The sequence below is a fragment of the Bosea sp. NBC_00550 genome (genome assembly GCF_026020075.1).
GTDB lineage: Bacteria > Pseudomonadota > Alphaproteobacteria > Rhizobiales > Beijerinckiaceae > Allobosea.
Genome location: NZ_CP102772.1, coordinates 2,482,527 through 2,501,463 on the forward strand (window position 1 = coordinate 2,482,527; position 18,937 = coordinate 2,501,463).

At 62.2% G+C, this 18,937-nt stretch carries 14 protein-coding genes and 3 pseudogenes; 12 read left to right on the top strand and 5 right to left on the bottom strand.

What is annotated here, in order from left to right:
* The first annotated feature begins 166 nt into the window (after positions 1 to 166).
* Positions 167 to 439 (top strand): hypothetical protein, encoded by a 273-nt coding sequence (locus NWE53_RS11910; RefSeq protein ID WP_265054496.1) that lies wholly within the window; start codon positions 167 to 169, stop codon positions 437 to 439.
* A 50-nt stretch (positions 440 to 489) separates the two neighbouring features.
* Positions 490 to 1,911, top strand: a complete 1,422-nt coding sequence (locus NWE53_RS11915; RefSeq protein ID WP_265054497.1) for a phosphomannomutase — start codon at positions 490 to 492, stop codon at positions 1,909 to 1,911.
* Between the two features lie 143 nt (positions 1,912 to 2,054).
* Here the strand turns inward: NWE53_RS11915 and NWE53_RS11920 are convergent, their stop codons facing one another.
* The gene (locus NWE53_RS11920; RefSeq protein ID WP_265054498.1) at positions 2,055 to 3,302 is read right to left on the bottom strand and encodes a porin; all 1,248 of its coding nucleotides are present in this window, start codon (positions 3,300 to 3,302) and stop codon (positions 2,055 to 2,057) included.
* A 537-nt stretch (positions 3,303 to 3,839) separates the two neighbouring features.
* On the opposite strand from NWE53_RS11920, the gene NWE53_RS11925 reads away from it, so the two are divergent.
* Positions 3,840 to 4,208: a hypothetical protein gene (locus tag NWE53_RS11925; RefSeq protein WP_265054499.1), complete on the top strand. Its 369-nt coding sequence runs from the start codon at positions 3,840 to 3,842 to the stop codon at positions 4,206 to 4,208.
* A gap of 105 nt (positions 4,209 to 4,313) precedes the next feature.
* A complete protein-coding gene (locus NWE53_RS11930) occupies positions 4,314 to 5,312 on the top strand; it encodes a hypothetical protein (RefSeq protein WP_265054500.1) in 999 nt (332 codons plus the stop codon).
* 1 nt (position 5,313) lies between these two features.
* Here the strand turns inward: NWE53_RS11930 and NWE53_RS11935 are convergent.
* A pseudogene (locus tag NWE53_RS11935) lies at positions 5,314 to 6,252 on the bottom strand (IS3 family transposase); the annotation flags it as partial.
* A 30-nt stretch (positions 6,253 to 6,282) separates the two neighbouring features.
* On the opposite strand from NWE53_RS11935, the gene NWE53_RS11940 reads away from it, so the two are divergent.
* The gene (locus NWE53_RS11940; protein WP_265051361.1) at positions 6,283 to 7,326 is read left to right on the top strand and encodes an IS110 family RNA-guided transposase; all 1,044 of its coding nucleotides are present in this window, start codon (positions 6,283 to 6,285) and stop codon (positions 7,324 to 7,326) included.
* A 259-nt stretch (positions 7,327 to 7,585) separates the two neighbouring features.
* On the opposite strand, the pseudogene NWE53_RS11945 reads toward NWE53_RS11940, so the two are convergent.
* Positions 7,586 to 7,867, bottom strand: a pseudogene (locus NWE53_RS11945) (transposase); the annotation flags it as partial.
* 185 nt (positions 7,868 to 8,052) lie between these two features.
* Positions 8,053 to 8,364 carry a hypothetical protein gene (locus tag NWE53_RS29915; RefSeq protein WP_331489877.1) on the bottom strand — a complete coding sequence of 104 codons (312 nt, stop codon included), beginning with the start codon at positions 8,362 to 8,364 and terminating at the stop codon, positions 8,053 to 8,055.
* A 306-nt stretch (positions 8,365 to 8,670) separates the two neighbouring features.
* On the opposite strand from NWE53_RS29915, the gene NWE53_RS11950 reads away from it, so the two are divergent.
* From NWE53_RS11950 to NWE53_RS11975, 6 genes are all read left to right on the top strand, one after another.
* A complete protein-coding gene (locus tag NWE53_RS11950) occupies positions 8,671 to 9,210 on the top strand; it encodes a hypothetical protein (protein WP_265054501.1) in 540 nt (179 codons plus the stop codon).
* A gap of 145 nt (positions 9,211 to 9,355) precedes the next feature.
* Positions 9,356 to 10,741, top strand: a complete 1,386-nt coding sequence (locus tag NWE53_RS11955) for an IS1182 family transposase (RefSeq protein WP_265051783.1) — start codon at positions 9,356 to 9,358, stop codon at positions 10,739 to 10,741.
* 1,595 nt (positions 10,742 to 12,336) lie between these two features.
* Positions 12,337 to 14,091, top strand: coding sequence for an adenylate cyclase (locus tag NWE53_RS11960; protein WP_265054502.1), 1,755 nt, complete (start codon positions 12,337 to 12,339; stop codon positions 14,089 to 14,091).
* A gap of 248 nt (positions 14,092 to 14,339) precedes the next feature.
* Complete coding sequence (locus NWE53_RS11965) at positions 14,340 to 14,696, top strand: HdeA/HdeB family chaperone (RefSeq protein WP_265054503.1); 357 nt, start codon at positions 14,340 to 14,342, stop codon at positions 14,694 to 14,696.
* Positions 14,697 to 15,170: 474 nt separating this feature from the next.
* Positions 15,171 to 15,869, top strand: coding sequence for a recombinase family protein (locus tag NWE53_RS11970; protein WP_265054504.1), 699 nt, complete (start codon positions 15,171 to 15,173; stop codon positions 15,867 to 15,869).
* Positions 15,870 to 16,587: 718 nt separating this feature from the next.
* A complete protein-coding gene (locus NWE53_RS11975; RefSeq protein WP_265054505.1) occupies positions 16,588 to 16,866 on the top strand; it encodes a hypothetical protein in 279 nt (92 codons plus the stop codon).
* 251 nt (positions 16,867 to 17,117) lie between these two features.
* Here NWE53_RS11975 and NWE53_RS11980 read toward each other — a convergent pair whose 3' ends face one another.
* Complete coding sequence (locus NWE53_RS11980) at positions 17,118 to 17,960, bottom strand: hypothetical protein (protein ID WP_265054506.1); 843 nt, start codon at positions 17,958 to 17,960, stop codon at positions 17,118 to 17,120.
* 436 nt (positions 17,961 to 18,396) lie between these two features.
* On the opposite strand from NWE53_RS11980, the pseudogene NWE53_RS11985 reads away from it, so the two are divergent.
* Positions 18,397 to 18,884 (top strand): annotated as a pseudogene (locus NWE53_RS11985) (transposase); the annotation flags it as partial.
* Between the last annotated feature and the right edge of the window lie 53 nt (positions 18,885 to 18,937).

The window sequence follows — 18,937 nt, forward strand, 5'->3', positions numbered from 1 at the left end:
TGCCGTCAAGTCGGGGGTCATCGGCTCCGCCCGCCTGCGAACCGCGGGACACTGTAGCTTCCACGAGACTTAACGGCTAAGCGGAACCGGGGGTGGGATCATGCGTCGCCTAGCAGTCGCGTTTGCGCTTCTTGCCGGAACCGGCGAGGTCGCGGCGGAGCCGGCCTTGGCTTTCATGCACGGCACCTGGCGCGATGAGCAGCACGTCCTGCTGATCGATACCGATCGCATGCAGGCAAACACCGATCCGGCAAAACCGTTTCAGCGCGACGCGCTGACCTTTCGCAATCTCGCCGGCCGAATGGTCGTGTTCGATATCGGCTCACGCCGGTATATAGGTTTGTTCGAGGGCAATGAAATGCAGCTCAGCGGCGGCGAGCTCGAAGGCGTCGTCAAGCTGCGGCGCGTCATGGGACCCCGATTGAAAGGCCCTTTTTAACAGATCGACCATCACATCCAGTGAGAGACGGTCACCGGGACGAGGTACGCATGTCTTCCCTGAAATTCGGCACTTCCGGCCTGCGCGGCCTCGTCAGCGAACTGGTCGGACTGCCGGCTTACAGCCATGTCCGCGCCTTCTGCGCCATGCTGCGCGACGATGATGCGGCAGGTCCCGCCGGCGAGGTGCTGATCGGGCAGGATCTGCGCTCGTCGAGCCCTCTCATCGCCGCCCAATGCGCGCAGGCGGTTGCCGATGGCGGCCTCGTTCCCGTCGATTGCGGCGCCTTGCCGACGCCGGCCCTGGCTCTGGCCGCGATGAAGCGCGGCGCGCCCGCCATCATGGTGACCGGCAGCCACATTCCCGACGACCGCAACGGGCTGAAATTCTATCGGGCACAAGGCGAGATCGACAAGACCGACGAGGCGCGCATCCTGGCCTGGCATGCCAAGCTTGCCCTGACAGCCGCTCCCGATGTCTCGGTCGAGCCCGCGCGGAGCGAGGCCATCGCCGACTACCGCGCGCGCTATGTCACCTTCTTCGGCAGCGATGCCCTCGCCGGCCTGAGTGTCGGCGTCTATCAGCATTCCTCGGTCGGGCGCGACGTGATCTGCGATGTGCTCACCGCGCTCGGCGCGGCCCCCGTCGCGCTCGGCCGCAGCGACCGGTTCATTCCCGTCGACACCGAGGCTCTGCGGCCGGAGGATGAGGAGCTGGCGCGGCAATGGGCCCTGCAAAACCGGCTCGACGCGATCGTCTCGACCGACGGCGACGCCGACCGGCCGCTCGTCGCCGATGAGGCCGGCCGCTTTCTGCGCGGGGACCTCGTCGGGGCGCTCACCGCAAAATTCCTGGACGCAGACGCAATCGTGACTCCGGTCACCTCGAACTCCGCCCTCGACCGGCCCGGCTTGTTCGAAAAGGTGCTGCGGACCCGCGTGGGCTCCCCCTATGTCATCGCCGGCATGGCAGAGGCGAAAGTTGACGGCGCACGGGCCGTGGTCGGTTTCGAGGCCAATGGTGGCGTGCTGCTCGGCTCCGACATCAGACGCGACGGCCGGTTGCTTGCCGCCCTGCCGACGCGCGACGCGATGCTGCCCATCCTCGCGACGCTAGCCACGGTCAGGTCATCAGGCAAGAAGCTGAGCGCTATCGCCGCCGAGGCGAATTTCGCGGTGGCCCTGTCGAACAGGCTTCAGGAGATTCCGCAGGACAAGACTGCGGCCCTGATCGCCAGGCTCGATGCGGAGGATTCCGGCTTCCGTGATGCCGCCTTCGGGATGCGCGGTGGCGTCGCCGCGCGCGATCGGCGCGACGGCTTGCGCCTGACGCTCGCGGACGGCGCGACAGTGCACTTCCGCGCCTCGGGCAACGCGCCCGAACTGCGCGTCTATGTCGAGGCGGCCGAGCAGGCGAGTGCCGAAGAACTGCTGGCCGAAAGCCTGGCCTTCGCCGCGACGCAGACGCGCTGAGCGGGTTTCCCGGGACGAAAGCAGCTTAAATCCCGCTGCGTGGCGAGGTCGTGCCTCGATCGACGGCCGGGACCGCAGAAGTGCTTGCCCGCAGCCCGGGCTTGGCTTGCCCGGGCTGTTTCCAGCGGATTACCGCCAGTCGATCAGAAAACCCGTTCGATGAAGAGCTGCGCCGAGCTTTGCCTGCCGGAAAGCCCTGCGGCGAGCGCCAGCCCTGTGATGTCTATCCGTTGCCAGGCAACCGACCCCTCGAGGCCGAGGCGCAGGCCTTTCGCCGGCTTCCAGATGACGTTGGCCGCCAGCCGGTCGATCCGCACCTGGCCGGTTGCATCGCCGACACGCGGCAATGTCAGCATGTACCGGCTGATATAGGCATTGCTCGACCATTCGTCGGTCCACTCCCAGCCGAGCGAGACGACGCCGGACCAGCCGCGCGAGGTCTGATCCCCCGACAGGAATGGCAGGGCCGTGCGCCGGTCGAGCTGAGAGCCGATATAGGGCGCCGCGTTGACCGCTCCGGCGATCTGGCCGGAGAGCGTGAATGACTTGTCCAGCAAATCGCCTTCCCAGGTCGCGCCGATGATCGCGGCGCGGCCGGAGAGGCTCGCGGCACCGATGCGCGGGACCTCGCGCAAGGCCACGGCACCGTGCAGTGTCAGCTCATCGCCCTCATAGACGAGACGAGCCACGCCGTCGGGCACACGGCGCCCCGCGCTCGCCTGCGGAATGCGCTGGTCGGCGGCGACATCCTCGGCGGACAAGGAGAGACTGATCGTGTCCGTGAGCGGGCGCTCGTAGCCGATGAGCGCGACGGTGCGGCTGGGAATTCGCGCGATGAAGGCGAATTCGTCGCCGGCCCAGAAATCGAAGCGCGAGCTTGCCAGCCCGGCGCTGAACGCTCCCAGCGTGACGCTCGCCTCACCGATGGTGATGTCGTTGCCACCTTCGCTGTTCGTGTCGAACGAGAATTCGAAAGCGGCCGCCAGATACTGGCCGTTCGCGAGCGACTGGCCGCTCTCGATCCGGAACGTCGTGCTCAATGGAAAGCTCGTCGCATTCTGCGGCACCAGCCCCGTCGCGCGCGCCGAGGCATTCGCCCGATACTCATCGCGTTGCAGCCCCGCATTCACCGTGCCGGAGATGGCGATGCAACTGCCCAGGCCGGGCGAGACGAAGCCGGAGGGCGGGCGATCCTCCTCGTCCTCCTCCTCCGTGTCGTCTTCCTCGTCGTCATCATCCGCAGCCTGCGCATCCGCGGCTTTGAGAGAGACGGCCGGAGGCTTCGGAAAGACCGGGGCGAGGTCGGGAGCTTCGATCTTGCAGCTTCGCAGCAGCAGCGGAGGTCTGCCGGCGGCCCGTGCCTCTCCGGCAAACGTTCCAAACCAGATCAAGATGCACAATCCCGCCGAACACGAGGCCGGGGCCCACAGGTCCCGGGTGCCCGGCTTGGCAATCATGCGCATCTGGCCCGAGTACCGGACCCGCTTGCTGGCAGCACTTGGTTTCAATCTCTGATCGCTTCCAGGGCTCGGCCTGTTTTGGATCTTTCGCCAAAGGATGGAATGGCGCGACAGGCCTTTCTCAACGACAGGGCAACCATGCTCTGCTCCCCGCGATTGACACCAATGTTGCTGTACACCTTGATCTCAAAACACGCCGAAGGCGACAATAGACTTGCCCGCATCCTCCATAGGGCATCGATCAGAACGAACAGCATTTTTCGATTTGGACGTAGTGCCCCGCGTCGGAGCACATCCGTGACCGGCGACTTCGGCAAGGATGATGATGGTTGCGACGCGGCAGTGTTTCCAACCGCGTGGTGCCGAATTGCCCCTCCGCCCGGCCCGCCGCTGTTTTTCCGTTTGTGGACACGTGGGAGATGACAGATGCAGAGAGGCAAAAGACTGGCCGGCCTGGGAGCTCTCCTTATGGCCCTGCCGTTGCTGAGCAGTGCGGCGCAAGCAATCGATCGGCTGGAGGGAGCCTGGGCGACGAGCGCAGCGAGCTGCGACGAGGCCTTCGTCAAGCGCAAGGGCAAGCTCGCGCTCAAGCGTTCGGCTGAAGGCTGGAGTGCCTTTATCGTACGCGGGAACCGCATCGACGGCGCGAATGCCACCTGCCGGGTGGTGTCCGCCAAGCAGAATGGCGACGTGACGACCGCGCTCCTCAGCTGCGCGGACAAGATCATCTTCGACACCATGAAGGTCTCGCTCCGCTTCAAGGACGACGGCACCTTCGTCCGCTTCGATCCCGAATTCCCGGAGGTGGAAACCAGCTATCACCGCTGCGACCGCTGACAGCGTTCGCTCGACCCAAGGACTAATGGCTAAAGGAGAACGCGGATGCGGAACGCTTTCAGGTTGCACCTCCGGACCACGGTCGCTCTTCTGTCGATCACGTGCATGCTCGTGCCGCCGGCAACGCCGGTTCTGGCCCAGGCCGGGCAGCCCGCGAACGCGCAGACTGCCGGCGCGGCACAGGCCGGGATCGCCTGGCCCCGCGTCATCGACGACGCAGCGCGCAGCATCACCATCTATCAGCCGCAGATCGAGCGCTGGCAGGACGATATGCTGGAGGCCCGTGCCGCCGTCGCGGTCGACAAGCCCGGCACCGACGCGCAGACGCTCGGCGTCGTCTGGCTCAAGGCACATACGGCGATCGATCGTGAGAACGACCTCGTGACGCTCGATAATATCGAGGTCGTGAAGGCGAGTTTCCCTTCCGATCCGGCCAATGCCGATGCCTATGCCGCCGCGCTGCGGCAGCATGCGGGCGGCGGATTGCGTACGATTTCGTTGTCGCGGCTGCAGGCAAGCCTTCAGGTCGCCGAGGCCGAGACGGCGACCAAGGCCCTGCCCGTCAGGAACGATCCGCCGAAGATCATCTTCAGCGAAACGCCCGCAATGCTCGTCCTGGTCGACGGCAAGCCGCAGCTGCGCCAGGTCACAGGCAGCAAGCTGCTGCGCGTCATCAATACCCCGGCCTTGATGCTCTTCGATGAGGGCAGCGCCACTTACTACCTGCGTGCACTCAGGAAGTGGTGGTCGGCCAAGGCGCCCGATGGAAGCTGGGCCGTTGCGGCAAGCCCGCCGGCAACCCTGGCCGCCGCTCTGAAGGCTGCCGGATCCCGCGCCAACCTGATGGACGAGGCCCCGCCCGAGATCGCGGATGCCATTGCGGGCGGCAGCCTGCCAAAGCTGGACGTCAGCCTCGAGCCCGCCGAGCTGATCCATGCGACCGGCCAGCCCGAATATGCGCCGATCCCCGATACGCAGCTGCTCTACGTCAAGAACACGGCTAGCCAGATCATCGTCGATGTCGGCAACCAGGATCATTACGTCCTGATTTCAGGTCGCTGGTTCCGCTCTCTGGCCTGCCCCCATCAGGTGGCCCGGTTCTAATCTAATGCATGGTGGGCTTGTCGGCCACGGTTGAGATGGCCGGCGAAGCGGGTTGGGTTTTCGTAGGCGGCCAGACCACAGCGACCGGTGCTGGCGGCTTGTAGCCGAGCGAGGAGTGCGGGCGCCGGGTATTGTAGTGCTGACGCCAGCCCTCGATGACGATCCGAGCCTCGGCGAGGCTGTAGAACAGCTCGCCGCTCAGGAGTTCGTCGCGCAGCTTGGAGTTGAAGCTCTCGCAGTAGCCGTTCTCCCAAGGACTGCCAGGCTCGATAAAGGCTGTCTTCGCGCCGACCGCTGCGATCCAATCCCGCACTGCTTTGGCGACGAACTCGGGACCGTTGTCCGAACGAACATGCCCGGGCACGCCGCGCAGGATGAAAAGATCGGACAGGACATCGATGACGTCGGTGGCTTTGAGTTTCCGGTCGATCCGGATCGCAATGCATTCCCGGGTGAACTCGTCGATCACGTTCAGCATGCGGAATTTTCGACCGTTGTGGGTGCGATCCTCGACAAAGTCGTAGGACCAGACATGGTTGGGGTGTTCCGGCCGAAGCCGGATGCATGATCCGTCATTCAGCCAGAGACGGCCTTTCTTCGGTTGCCTGGCCGGCACCTTGAGCCCCTCCCGCCGCCAGATCCGCTCAACGCGTTTGACGTTCACCGCCCAACCGGCGGTCTCCAGCATGGCCGCGACCCGGCGGTAGCCGTAGCGGCCATACTGGGTGGCGAGCTCGACAATGTCGGCGGTCAGCGCCGCATCATCGACGCGACCCGTCGGCAGTTTCCTTTGCGTAGATCGATGCTGCCCCAGAACCCGGCACGCCAGCCGCTCCGACACGCCGAACTTTATCATGGCGTGGTCGATGCACCGGCGACGACGGGCGGGGCTCAGATGGGGTATTCGGGGCGCCTCGCGCGGTTGAAGCAGCGGCATAGTGGCGCTCCGATCCAACGCGGGAGTCCCACCATGAACCACCAGCACCATGTCGGCCTCGATGTCTCCGTGAAAGAGACCGCCATCTGCATCGTCGATCCGCACGGTAAGGTCGTGCACCGTACCACCGTCGAGAGCCATCCTGAGGTGATCTGCAAACACCTCATCGGTCTCGGCCACAGCTATGCTCGTATCGGCCTGGAGGCGGGGCCTCTCTCGCCATGGCTCTACGCCGGCCTGGTCGAAGCTGGGTTGCCGGCGATCTGCGTCGAAACCCGTCACATGCACGCCGCCCTTTCGGCGCGCATCAACAAGACCGACCGCAACGACGCGATGGGTATCGCTCAGATGATGCGTGTCGGCCTATTCAAGCCGGTCCACGTCAAGACGCCAGCCAGCCAGCAACGCCGCCTGCTCCTGACCTCGCGCAAATTGCTTCAGCGTAAGGCCTATGACATCGAGAGCGACCTACGAGGTCAGCTGCGCAATTTTGGCCTCAAGGTCGGTGTCGTGGGAGCTGCCGGCTTCGAGCAGCGCGTGCGAGACCTCGTGCTCGATCTGCCCTTCGTCGCGGCTGTGGTCCTACCGTTGCTGGAGGCTCGCTCCGCGTTGCGGACCCAACTCGCCAAGCTGCACAAGATGCTGCTGGACCAGGTCCGCATCGATCCGATCTGCCGACGGCTGATGACCGCACCCGGCGTTGGGCCGGTCGTGGCGCTGACCTACCGCACATGCGTCGACAACCCGGCCCGTTTCGGACGATCGCAATGCGTCGGGGCGCATTTCGGTCTGACGCCGCGGCTTTACCAGTCCGGTGAGACGATGCGGGGCGGGCGGGTCTCGAAGTGCGGGGACACGATGATGCGCGCTGCGCTCTATGAAGCCGCGCTCGTGCTGCTGACCAGCCCGCGCGGCCCGTGGTCCTCCCTGAAGGTCTGGGGGTTGGCCGTGGCCAAACGCCGAGGCATGCAGAAGGCGCTCGTGGCCGTCGCTCGCAAGCTGGCCATCGTGTTGCACCGCATGTGGCGCGACGAGACGGACTTCCGCTGGTCGGCCGCATCCGCCACGGCGGCCTGAGGCCCGCGCTTTAGCATCACGCAATACCGAGCTCCTCCGGCGTGGAGGGGGCCCTGCGGGGACGATGGGAGCGGGCGAGACCGAGGAAACTCGAGCGTCGGTTCTGCCGAGCGCGCGGCTTAGATGGCTCCGCCCACTCCCTCTGATCCCATCATGAGGCGGCACAGGCCGACCTCGGAGAGAAGCAAGAGCTCCGCAGGACCGTTCGCGCGCCGATCCAGGATGCGCACGCAAGGGAGTTGACCTATGAACCCCGAATAGAGAAGTAGTTTCCCGAGGCAGCTTCCTTGAGGATCAGCTTCTCCAACGTCAGATCCGAGACGGCTTTGCGCAGCCGCTCGTTCTCCTTCTCCAGATCCTTCAGACGCTTCACCTGGTCGGACTTCAGCCCGCCAAACTCCTTGCGCCAGCGATAATACGTGAACGCCGTCACGCTGATGGCCCGGATCGCCTCCGCGACCGGGCGCCCCTGGGACAACAGCACGTCGACCTGCCGCAGCTTCGCGACGATCTCTTCAGGCTTGTGCTTCTTCTGCGGCATCGCGGGCATCCTCCAAAGGCTCAAAAAGCCTACTTCAGGGAGGGCCACTTTTCAGGGGGCAGGCCACGCCCATATTCTCTGCCTGGCGAGGCGATAATTAGTATTTTGACGCGATGGAGACACCTGAAAAGCGGGCCGGTGTAACCCGGCTCTTGCTCCGCTGGCCCCACCGCCGCGCGGAGCTTCTACGGGCGGCCAAGCGGCCCGCTTTTGCGAGCCTCTGCGAGAGCTACGCGCTCGCTTGGGAAGCGGCGCTGCACTGGGCCAAGATTCCGGGAAACCGGGCCGCTGAGATAGCCGAGGAGTACCGGCTGATCCTTGTTAAGCTTGAGCAGGATATCGCCTTGCTCTGCTCGACTGCGCAGCGAACGGTCAAATGAATACCCGCTCCGTATCTCGTAAACGGGGAGCTCATCAGCGTCTTCCCGAAGCCCCCTGTAGGAGCCGTGCCGCAGCTTGCCGTCGGCGGTCCATGCGCGAAACTCGATTTCCGCCACCAGAGCCGACGTGAGCTAGCGATAGGCCTGTCGTCTGCCCTTCAGGCTGACCGCGGGTTGTCAGATAACGAGTTCGTCCATCTGCTTGCGGAGCGCGGTCGCGCCGTCGTGGCTGAAGCCGATACCGACGCTTCCGACATAGACCGGTGGTGCCCCCTGGCTCACCGCAAGAAGCAGCCGGCCGACCCCGCCTTCATAAGCACGCGCAAGAGAGCGGGACGATGGGTGAGAGGCTGAGCATCATCAGCACGAAGTGTGAACTGACGGACGGGCTGCGCGTTGTCCGGTAAAAGAGGCCGAGAACAAATGGCCGAGAAGCGGACAGCACCGTGGACCGATGAGCAGGTTGCCGCACTCAACTTGTTTCAGGTCGAAAACTCGGTCCATCTCTTATGCGGCGGTGACCGAACCGACGACGCACATCGGGCTTATCAAGCTGAGCATGGCGGTAAACTCGGGCAGCTTGTCGCGATCAAAGACGGGCTGGTCTGCCCCGTGTGCGGATATCGGCTGCAATGGGCGCACGGTTTCTGGCTTCCCCCGCCGCCTTCGAGCCCTGCAACGCCGAGCGAGGGGCAGATCATTGAGCCCGACGATTACGGAGAATATCTGCGCAAGGAGCGCACGCACAGTCGCTATGGTTACATGCAATGGCAGCTGGCCAAGGCCGCGAACAAGCGCGCCGACCGGGCTGAAGCCCGCGCCCTAGCCGCCGAAGTCGCGCTCGCTGCGGCACGGGAACGGGTCGAGCAAGCTATTCGCGATTGCCTGTCACTCGATGAGAACGGCAATACCTGCGAGAAGGCCGTGGCCATCGCAGCCATCCGCTCTCACGAGCCCCCATGATCCGCGAAACGCCCAAGCGAGACCGGCACGCCTTCAAGCAAAGATGGGGCGACGTGCAGCGGCAGTGCGCCGATGTCGTTGAAAAAGTCGTCGTTGCTGCGGGTGTGAAGTCCTGATTCAGTCGTCTTGGGCGGAGGGCGGCGCGATGATGGGTGAACGGCGGGTGGCGCAGGAGGCGCTGTTCTACGAGTTCAGTCTTGAGCGTCACGTGCCGGACGATCATTGGGTGCGGTCGATAGACCGGTTCGTCGATCTTTCCGAGATCCGCGCACATCTGCGGCCGTTCTACAGCGAGATGGGTCGGCCCTCGATCGATCCGGAGCTGATGATCCGGATGCTGCTCATCGGCTATTGCTTCGGCATCCGTTCCGAGCGGCGCCTGTGCGAGGAGGTGCACCTGAACCTCGCCTATCGCTGGTTCTGCCGGCTCGGGCTTGAGGGCGACGTTCCCGATCACTCGACCTTCTCGAAGAACCGGCATGGCCGCTTCCGCGAGAGCGATCTTCTGCGTGAGCTGTTCGAGACGACCGTCCGGCGTTGCATCGAAGAAGGGCTCGTGGGCGGAGAAGGCTTCGCGGTCGATGCCAGCCTGATCAAGGCCGATGCGAACAAGCAACGTTCCGCGGACGCCTCAGAGCTGGTCGACTGGCACGATCTCGCCCGGACGCGTCGCTCGGTGCGCGAATATCTCGATACGCTCGATGAGGCCGCCTGGGGCGCGGCGAGCGAGGCGAAGCCGAAGTTCGTGTCGCGCGCCGATCCGGCCGCGCAATGGACCGGCGCTTTGAAGGGGCATGCCTTCTTCGCCTACGCCACCAACTACCTGATCGACCTCGACCACGCCGTCATCGTCGATGTCGAGGCCAGCCGCGCCATCCGGCAGGCCGAAGTCGGCTCGGCCCGGACCATGCTCGACCGAACGCAGGAGCGTTTTGGCCTCTGGCCGGCCAGGCTAGCCGCCGACAGCGCCTATGGCTCGGCCGAGAACCTCGCCTGGCTGGTGCATAAGCGCGGGATCGAGCCGCATATCCCGGTCTTCGACAAATCCCAGCGCAGCGACGGCACCTTCAGCCGCTCCGACTTCGCCTATGACCACGCGCGCGATCGCTACACCTGCCCGGGCGGGAAGGAGTTGAGGCCGCGCCAGAAGGCCTATCGAACCGAGCGGCCGCTCGTCGATGACGAGGGCATGATGCGTTACCGCGCCAGCAAGTTCGACTGCGACGCCTGCTCGCTGAAGCCGCAGTGCTCACCCAACATGCCCGCTCGCAAGATCCTGCGCTCGATCCATGAGGGCGCCCGCGACATGGCCAGGGACATCGCCGAGACCGACGCCTATGTCACCTCGCGGCGCGAACGGAAAAAGGTCGAGATGCTGTTTGCTCACCTCAAGCGCATCTTGCGGCTCGACCGGTTGCGACTGCGCGGACCGAATGGCGCCAGAGACGAGTTCCACCTCGCCGCAGCAGCCCAGAACCTCAGGAAGCTCGCCAAACTCAAGCCAAACGGGCCGCAGGTCAGGCCTGCCTGACCAAGCGAAGCCCTACTCTGCTAAATCCGCTCCCCGCCAGCGCCGATCTCAGGGCCGACTTTTTCAACGGTATCCGCCAGTTGCGGATATTGGCTCATCGCCGAAAGCGAACGCTCAAAATTTGAGACGACAGTCTGCGCAAACTGACCACTCGTATCCACCGGGATCAGACCCCGTGCAACGGAGATCGCGAGACACAGTAGCCTTGGCTCACTATTGTTCGGCTTAGCGTACGATTTTGAACAGCTCTCTGAGCCCTACGTTCCGTGACAGGATAAGTGTCAATCGATCGTAGAGAAGCTCCTCGCCTGAAGACCGCGTCCATCCGGGCATCCCCCCGGCAGAGAGAATCTTTGATCGTGGACACGATCGCGGGTCATTGTCCGCCACTTCCCCCTTGAGCACATTTGCGCCGCTCACTGGTCGGGCCGTCCCTTCATCCCCGTTTCGAGAACCGTGATTAGGCTCTGGAGGAGAGCGATCGCGCCCGAAATCGGCCTGAACTAGCTCGTGGTCGAATTGTCGACGAAGAAGGTCGGATCGGATTGGCGGGCCAACGGCTCTCGGCACAGCGGTCAGGACGAGGATGCGCTTACCGCTGAGCTGGGTCGGGCATGATATCGACCAAGGACTGCTATAAGCATGAAATTCATCAAGTGCGGGCTTCTGGCTGATTCTAAAGGGTTTCTCGGCGAAAAAATCGCCGTTTATGGACTACAGCAAGATCAGGGGCATTTCGCCTTTTGCCTACCCGTGGGGAACCGATCATCGATCGAAGTTTCTCTTTGTTGATCTTGCAAATTGGCACCGTGTTTCGGAGACGGGGTCAGCCATCGACTAATGGTCCTTAAGGTCAATATCCGCGCCCAAGCGATAGGGTCAGAGTTTCGGTGCTCATTCCTCGCCCGACACGGAAGCCGAACGTGGAAATTCTCTGGTCAGATAAACCTCGCCTTCAATGGGCAGCAACGATGCTGGTCATTGCTGTCGGACTGGCAGTCTTCGCCTTCCTTGGCTGGCGGCGAGACTCTAACTAGTAGCCGGCGACGAAGGCTGAGCAGATATTCAAACATCCTGACGGCGAGAGCGTGGCAAAGAAAAGCCTGACGATCTGCATCGGCAGGCCTATGTCGCAATCGCTATACTCCAGTTTGTGCGCTCCAAAAGCCGGCAGGCCTGCACGGCATTCCAAGGGCCGCCGCCCGACGTTGCGATGTTTCGTTCATTCAAGGCTTTTTCGATCTTTCTGCGTGTCGAGGCCAAGGTCGGAGCGTTCCTGCCGGAGGGCCGAGACGGGGCAGGCGCAGCGAATTTGCCTTCGGGCATTGCGTTGCACTTTCATCTACGGAGGCACGAGATGTCCGTGCCGTCTGCCATGCGGGCGAAGCCGACTGACCCACCCCGATATCCGACGTCACCGACGTGTGCGATGCCCCTGGTAAGGCTGGCGGCATCGGGAAGCCTCGAGTGCGAATGGGAGCCGGCAGCAATTCTGCATGTACGCTTCACATCACTTTGCGTAGGCTCGGAATGAAGTCGCGTCGCTAAAAGCGGGTTCAAGTATGACGAGAGTGTTGTTGAGGCTAGGGTGAGTCGTGACGCAAACGTCTGATACTGGGCAGAAGGTGCTACAACCCGATGCGGTGCGAGCGCAGCTCTCTCGTGTTCTGGCGAGTCCTGATTTCGAGGTCCCCGAGCGCCTACGGGACTTTCTGCGTTTCGTCGTCGAAGAGTTATTGGCTGGCCGTGGCCAACGGATAAAGGCCTACACCATCGCGACGCACGTATTTGGCCGTGGGCAAGATTTCGATATACTCAATGATCCCGTCGTGCGCATCGAGGCCAGTCGACTACGCCGAGCCTTGGAGCGCTATTATTTATTATCCGGGCGTATTGACCCCATCTGCATCGACATTCCCAAGGGCGCATACATCCCGAACATCACGGTGCGGCATCCAATCACACCACCACAAGAGTTGTTGGGACTGCATCCGAAAGTTGCGAACTCAGAAAACCCTCCTCGAAACCCCCGAAACTGGCTGCGGAAATTGGGCGTGCCGGTGGCGGCGGTTATTAGCATCTTGTTGGTAATCGCCCTAAGCGGCCTGGTCACAGACCCGACCAACTCATCACAATTGGCAACCAGTCCCAACGTTGCGCTCGTCGTTTCACCTTTCGAGAATCTGTCGGGAGCCGAAGGGTCGATCTACGCTGCCGGTATATCTGATGAACTGCTCAATCAACTCGTACGGTTTCGGGAACTAAGATTGTTTGGCCGTGACGCGGGGAGGCAGTCTCGGCACGAGATTCCCGCTGAGCAGCCGTTGGAGGTCCAGTACCTGCTCGAGGGCGGGGTTCGTGTCGCGGGACAACGACTTCGAGTGTCTAGCAGACTGTTGGATGGCCGGACGAAGGAAATTGTCTGGAGCGCCGTTTACGACCGAGACTTGGGCGGAACTCAAAATATCGACGTCGAGTCTGACATCGCAGCGAAGGTAGCGGCGGCTGTAGCCCAGCCTTATGGAGCGATATTTGCCCCGATCTCGGGCGATGCATCGGCGAGAATTCCGGCAGGTGCCAAGCCGCATTTGTGTGTCTTGCAGTTCTATCGCTACCGAAACGAGCCCTCACGGGAAGAGCATCGGCTAGTTCGGGACTGCCTTAAAGAGACGGTAACGCGAAATCCGGACTATTCGACGGGTTGGGCGATGCTGGCCTATCTCTTCCTCGACGAGGATCGGCTTGGGTTCAATTCTCAGGAGGCGGCGCCGGCGGCGAAAATACGAGCTCGTGAGGCGGCCCAGCGTGCCGTGCGCCTCGATCCGAATAATGTTCGTGCCCTTCAGGCGCTTATGGCCGTTCTGTTCTTTAGCAGGGAGCCCGACGCCGCTCTGCAAATTGGCGAACAGGCCCTTGTGCTGAATCCAAATGACACGGAAATTTTGGCAGAATTTGGAAGCCGATTGGCACAAGCTGGCGACAGAAGGCGCGGCGTCGCGATGATTGAAGAGGCGGTCGACAGAAATCCCAATCAAACAAAATATTACATCGCGATACTTGCGCAAAATTATTACCTTATTGGCGACAATACGCGTGCTTTGTACTGGCTCCGCCGCGCTAATATGCAGCGGTTTGCGAATTATCATTTTGTTGCTGCGCTCATATTTGCGCGTGCTCATTTGCAGCAGGAGACAAATGCGAGTGTTCACGAGTTCATGAGGATGCGACCTCGCTTCATCGAAAACATTGAAGCTGAAATCGCCACGAGAAACTATAACGCTCAAGATCGGCTCACTCTGATCGAAGGCGCAAGGCAGGCGGGATTTCCCGTCAGCGCCGCGATCAATTGATCGAAGGCGCAAGCGTACGACGGATGCCCCCGTAGAGGTCGTCGGGTTCAAGCGTCGTGTCGGGCATCCCTTCAAGCTCGGAATGGCCAGGCTACGTCAAAGTCGCCACCCTTCACCGCCATCAATCGTAACAAACGGACCACCGATGGTAGCCACCGGCGATACTGGCCCTAAGGTCAGTAGACAATGGGTTCTTGTCGAAGTCCGTATTGCCTTCTCTCGATCTTCGGACAATGAAGGAAAGAACTATGCGTACCCTGATTTTAGCGACCACAGCCCTCATCGGCTGCTTCATATCGAGTGCCAACGCCCAGGTGGAACTGAAGACCTACGCCGACGCAAACGGCTACATTGACGTACAGAAACTGACATGCGCTCAACTGGCCGGTACTTTTCAAGAAGATGCAAGCCTTTTGATGACGTGGTATAGCGGCTGGTACAACGGCCTTGGCAAGAAGCACTTTATCAACGTCCCTCGCGCCAAGGAAGCCGAGCACGAAATCATCGTTTATTGCAAAGATAACCCGAAAATTACGGTAATCAAGGCGATTGGCTTAGTGTTCGACAAGATGCGCAAGGATCGAGGCATCGTAATCGCCAAATGACGAGGCGTTAACTCGATCTACTCGGCAACTGCATGCAACAAACGCTTGCCGGGGGCACTAAAGAGGCCCTGAACTGGACGCCTCTAGGAAGCCTTTCGATCCCCGCGGAGACTCGCGACGAGGTGCGCCTCTGCCTAGCGCAGACCGGGAGTGACCTGGAGGAGTTGCTGAGAGCCTTCCAGGGCCCCGGATGTTTTGGGCCAAGTATCTGAAAGCCCTTAGTCTCCGCGAGGGCCGCGGCTTCCCCCCGTGAGTGGCCCTGCCTATCAGAGTGGCGATACCCAGCCGAGAAGCGGGTCGAAGAAGGCTGTTGAAGATCGCCGCCGCGGAGAGTGGGCGGGCTCGAACCCGCGACCTCCAGCTTAGCGGGCAAGCGCTTATCCAAATGAGCTATCACTATATTGCCCCTTGCGGGACTGTCCGGTCGCAGTCAGGGCTAGAGTAAGTCTCAGGGTCTTCCTGGAGGCCTCCACTATGCCATCGCAGTACGTTCTCTACCGCCGCGTCTCTACCGAGGAGCAGGGCAAGAGCTGCCTGGGCCTGGAGGCGCAGGACCGGGACATCCGACTGTACCTTGAAACCTACAGCCCTACGCCCTGGGAAGTGCTGCGGAAGTTCACCGAGGTCGAGAGCAGCGCCAACGGTGACCGCCCAGAGTTGGCCAAGGCTATAGAGTTAACCCGGAAGACCAGGGCCACAGTCCTGGTGTCGAAGCTGGACCGCCTGTCGCGCCGGGTGTCTTTGATCGCTTCGCTGATGGAGGACAAGCTGGTCCCCTTTCGGGTCGCTTCGATGCCCCACGCCGACGCTTTGCAGCTTTGCATCTATGCGGCCCTGGCCGAACAGGAGCGGCAGTTCATCACCCTCCGCACCAACGTGGTCTTACAGAAGGCCAACGGCTGTGGCGTCAAGCTAGGTAGCCTCCGGGACGCCACCATGAAGCGAAACGAAAGCGTGAAGGCCCAGGCCAAGGAACGGGCCGAGGCATGGCGAGGCGTCGTGGAGCCGCTCCGTGGAGCCGGCAAGAGCATCAGGGAGATTGCCGAGGCACTGAACGCCGCCGGCATCAAGACTGCTCGCGGCGGAACATGGCACCCGACGACCGTCCAGCGGGTTGTGGATCGCCTTAGGAGGCAGGCGGGGCGGCGCTCAGCTCCTCTTCGTTGCGGATGACGAGGCGAGGCATGCGGGCGCAACGATGCGCTCGATCATACGTCTCCCTCATGCCGGCGCATGAAGCGGCGCCAGCGTTCATATTCCTCGGGCGTGAAGCGGGCCTTCTAGCTCAAGCTAGAGCGACTTGACCTTCGCAATTGCGGCCTCCCGCGTCCACTCCCGCCCGTGATCACTGCTGGTCTGGGGTAGGTCGAAGACGCTGATGCCCCAGGTCCAAGGCGCGCAGCGTTCCGGGGCGTTCGCGTGTCGTCGACAATCACGGCGATCCGCTCGCCCTCGTCGTCAATGACATGCTGGTACGCCTCACCGTCCGGATACGCCCCACCGAGATCGCCGCCGCGTCGAAGTCTTGCCGTCGTGCCTCAGACGGCTCGGGAATGGCCAGACTCGCGGAGATCACGGTCCCGGCCTGTGGACGTCGGCCGCAAACGCCGCTCATGGACGCCCCGAGCGGAGTGCGTTCGGCCGCGAGCGCATCACCGCGCTCATAAGCGGCTCCAGCACATCCGGGGACCGGACTTTCTGCAAACACGACAAAATCGCTTTAACTACAATTCCGCATCAGAGGTATAAATCGTAGATCGCTGACAGAAGTGCATTTGACGCAGTTCGCTATCGTGCCCATTATTCCCTTCGGGAATGCCCGTAGATTTTCCTTGCCTTCTCCTGTCTATACATTCGTCGCCTATGTCTTCCGTGGTCCAGGGAGAGTTTGATGTCGGCTGAAGAACGCGGGCTCGCGCGGTTCATGATTAGGTTCCCCGAGTTCCGGTACCGGTTCGCGCAAATGCAGGACGGACGTTTTCGCGGCATCTGCGAGGAGTACGAGCTTGTCTCAGAGGTGATAACCAAGTGGTCCCAGGCTGACCACTGCGCCATGTTTAGCCTCAATGATTACTGCCTGCTCGCGGCCTCGATCGAGAAGGATGCCATGACAATGGCTAAGGCTGATGTCGCGCGAGCGGCGGTCATAGAAAAGCCGCAAGCACTTTAGTCTATTCACAACTTGTGGACGAACCCGGGAGGCAGGCGTAACCTCGCCCGGCCGTTGAGAAGCGGTCGAAAGCCACCGGCCAGCGCCAGCCGCCCAGCCCGGTGGCGTCTCGCTGCCGGCGCCGTCCGCCTCGCCGACGTTCGGTGATATTCCGATATTCGGACGACCGCTTTTCCAGGCGGTGCGCAAATGAGCGCTTTCGCCCCGCTGCAGACGATGAAGCCCAAATTGCGGGACGCCCGTCGCTCCGCCTAATGCACCGTTGCTGCGGGTCGTAAGCGGGAGCTTACTGCCTCAGTGATCCTGGACGCGAGGCGCGTCTCGAGTTCGAAGGCGCTGTTGGAGTTCAGATCGGCCTCATAGCTGCCGGACCAGACGATTGCGGTCGTTTCACCATCCAGAAGGAGGCTGGTGATCCTGACCTTGCTATCGCTCGTGCGGACCACACCCTCCAGGATGTGCCGCTTGCCCGATGACCGATCGCTCCGGACAGCCGAGAGGGACGGAACCAAAGCAGACAAATCCTCGCTGCGAAATACTGTCAACTCACCACGCGGAGCAAGCTGTGAGAGCAGCTCGTCGGTAAGCTGTGCTGCAAAAGCCTCGGTTTCGGCCGTCCCGGTCAGACTGACGAAAGGCTTCACGACAACCGCTGATCGCAGGAGGCTCGCTTGTTGCGTCGGGGCCGATCGCTTTGCCATCACCATTGTGGCCACCAATGGGATGATCGCGAGCGCCGCAGTGACACCGACTAGCCAATTTCGCCACAGCCACCCGCTCGTTCGCGGGCGGGGTGGCTCGTCAGGCGGAAGTGCGGGGGGTGAAAGCGGCTCGGGCGCCTCCTGATCGTCCAGCCTCCAGCGGAAGCTGGGCACATAGCCCCCTTTTGGAATATCGATCACGAGCGGGTCGGTACTGCCTTCAAGCAGGTAATACCGCTCCAACCCACGCCTGAGCCGCCCCGCCTCGATGCGAACGACGGGATCGCTCATAACGTCGAAATCTGCACTCCGGCCGAAGACTTCGACTGCGATCCCATACGCCTTGATGCGGTCACCGTGGCCCGAGAGCTTTTCTTCGACCACATAGGACAAAACCGGCGCACCCGCTCGGGCGCATCAAAATCGCCACCTCCTAAAATGCGACGCAGTTGGGCGCGGACATCCTCTTGGGACATCACTGGAACGGCGTGGGATACCCAGACGCCGTTGGAACTCGTCGACTGGGTCACGGTCGATTGCTCCGGCCACTCAAACGCTTACGTCTACCGTGATCGGATGAAACGAACGACGCAACCGCAAATCTCAGAATCACGGAAGAACGTGTCCCCAAGGCCAATTGCCGGAGAGTGCCTCAAGGCGCAAAATTGGCCTTCGAAACGAAGTACGGGACCGTTCCAAAGCGGCGCCCTTACCTGGCGAGATCCGCACCATGACCCGGATCCAGGAGCGCGGGCGCGCCCGTCTGAATAGCCTGCTGCCGGTTTCGTGGACACCGAGATTGGGTGTTTCATGAAGCTGGAGGTGGCGTATGAGGCGAAGACAGTTTGGGCGTGAGTTCAAGATCGAGGCGGTGCGACTGATCAAGGATCGCGGGGTTAGTGTGGCGCAGGCGTCTCGGGATTTGGATGTCCATGAGAACCAGCTGCGCAAATGGGTGAAGCTCTTCTCGGCCGATCCTGCGCAGGCCTTTCCCGGCCACGGTCAAATGAAGCCGGAGCAGCTTGAGATCGAGAAGCTGCGGCGAGAGGTGGCCAAGCTCAAGGCGGAGCGCGACATCCTTAAAAAGGCCGCAGCCTACTTCGCGAAGGACGTGACATGAGGTTCACGTTCATTGCGAAGCACCGGGGGATCTGGCCGGTGGCATGGCTTTGCGAAGCGCTGGATGTGTCGCGCTCGGGCTTCCATGCCTGGCTCAACCGATCGCCGAGCCGGCGTGCACGCGACGACGAGGAGATTGGCAACAGGGTCCGGGCAAGCTTCCTTGGTTCGGATCGGATCTATGGTGCCAGGCGTGTCAACCAGGCACTCCAAGCGCTGATGGTGTCTACGCCAGAATCCCGATCCGCGAC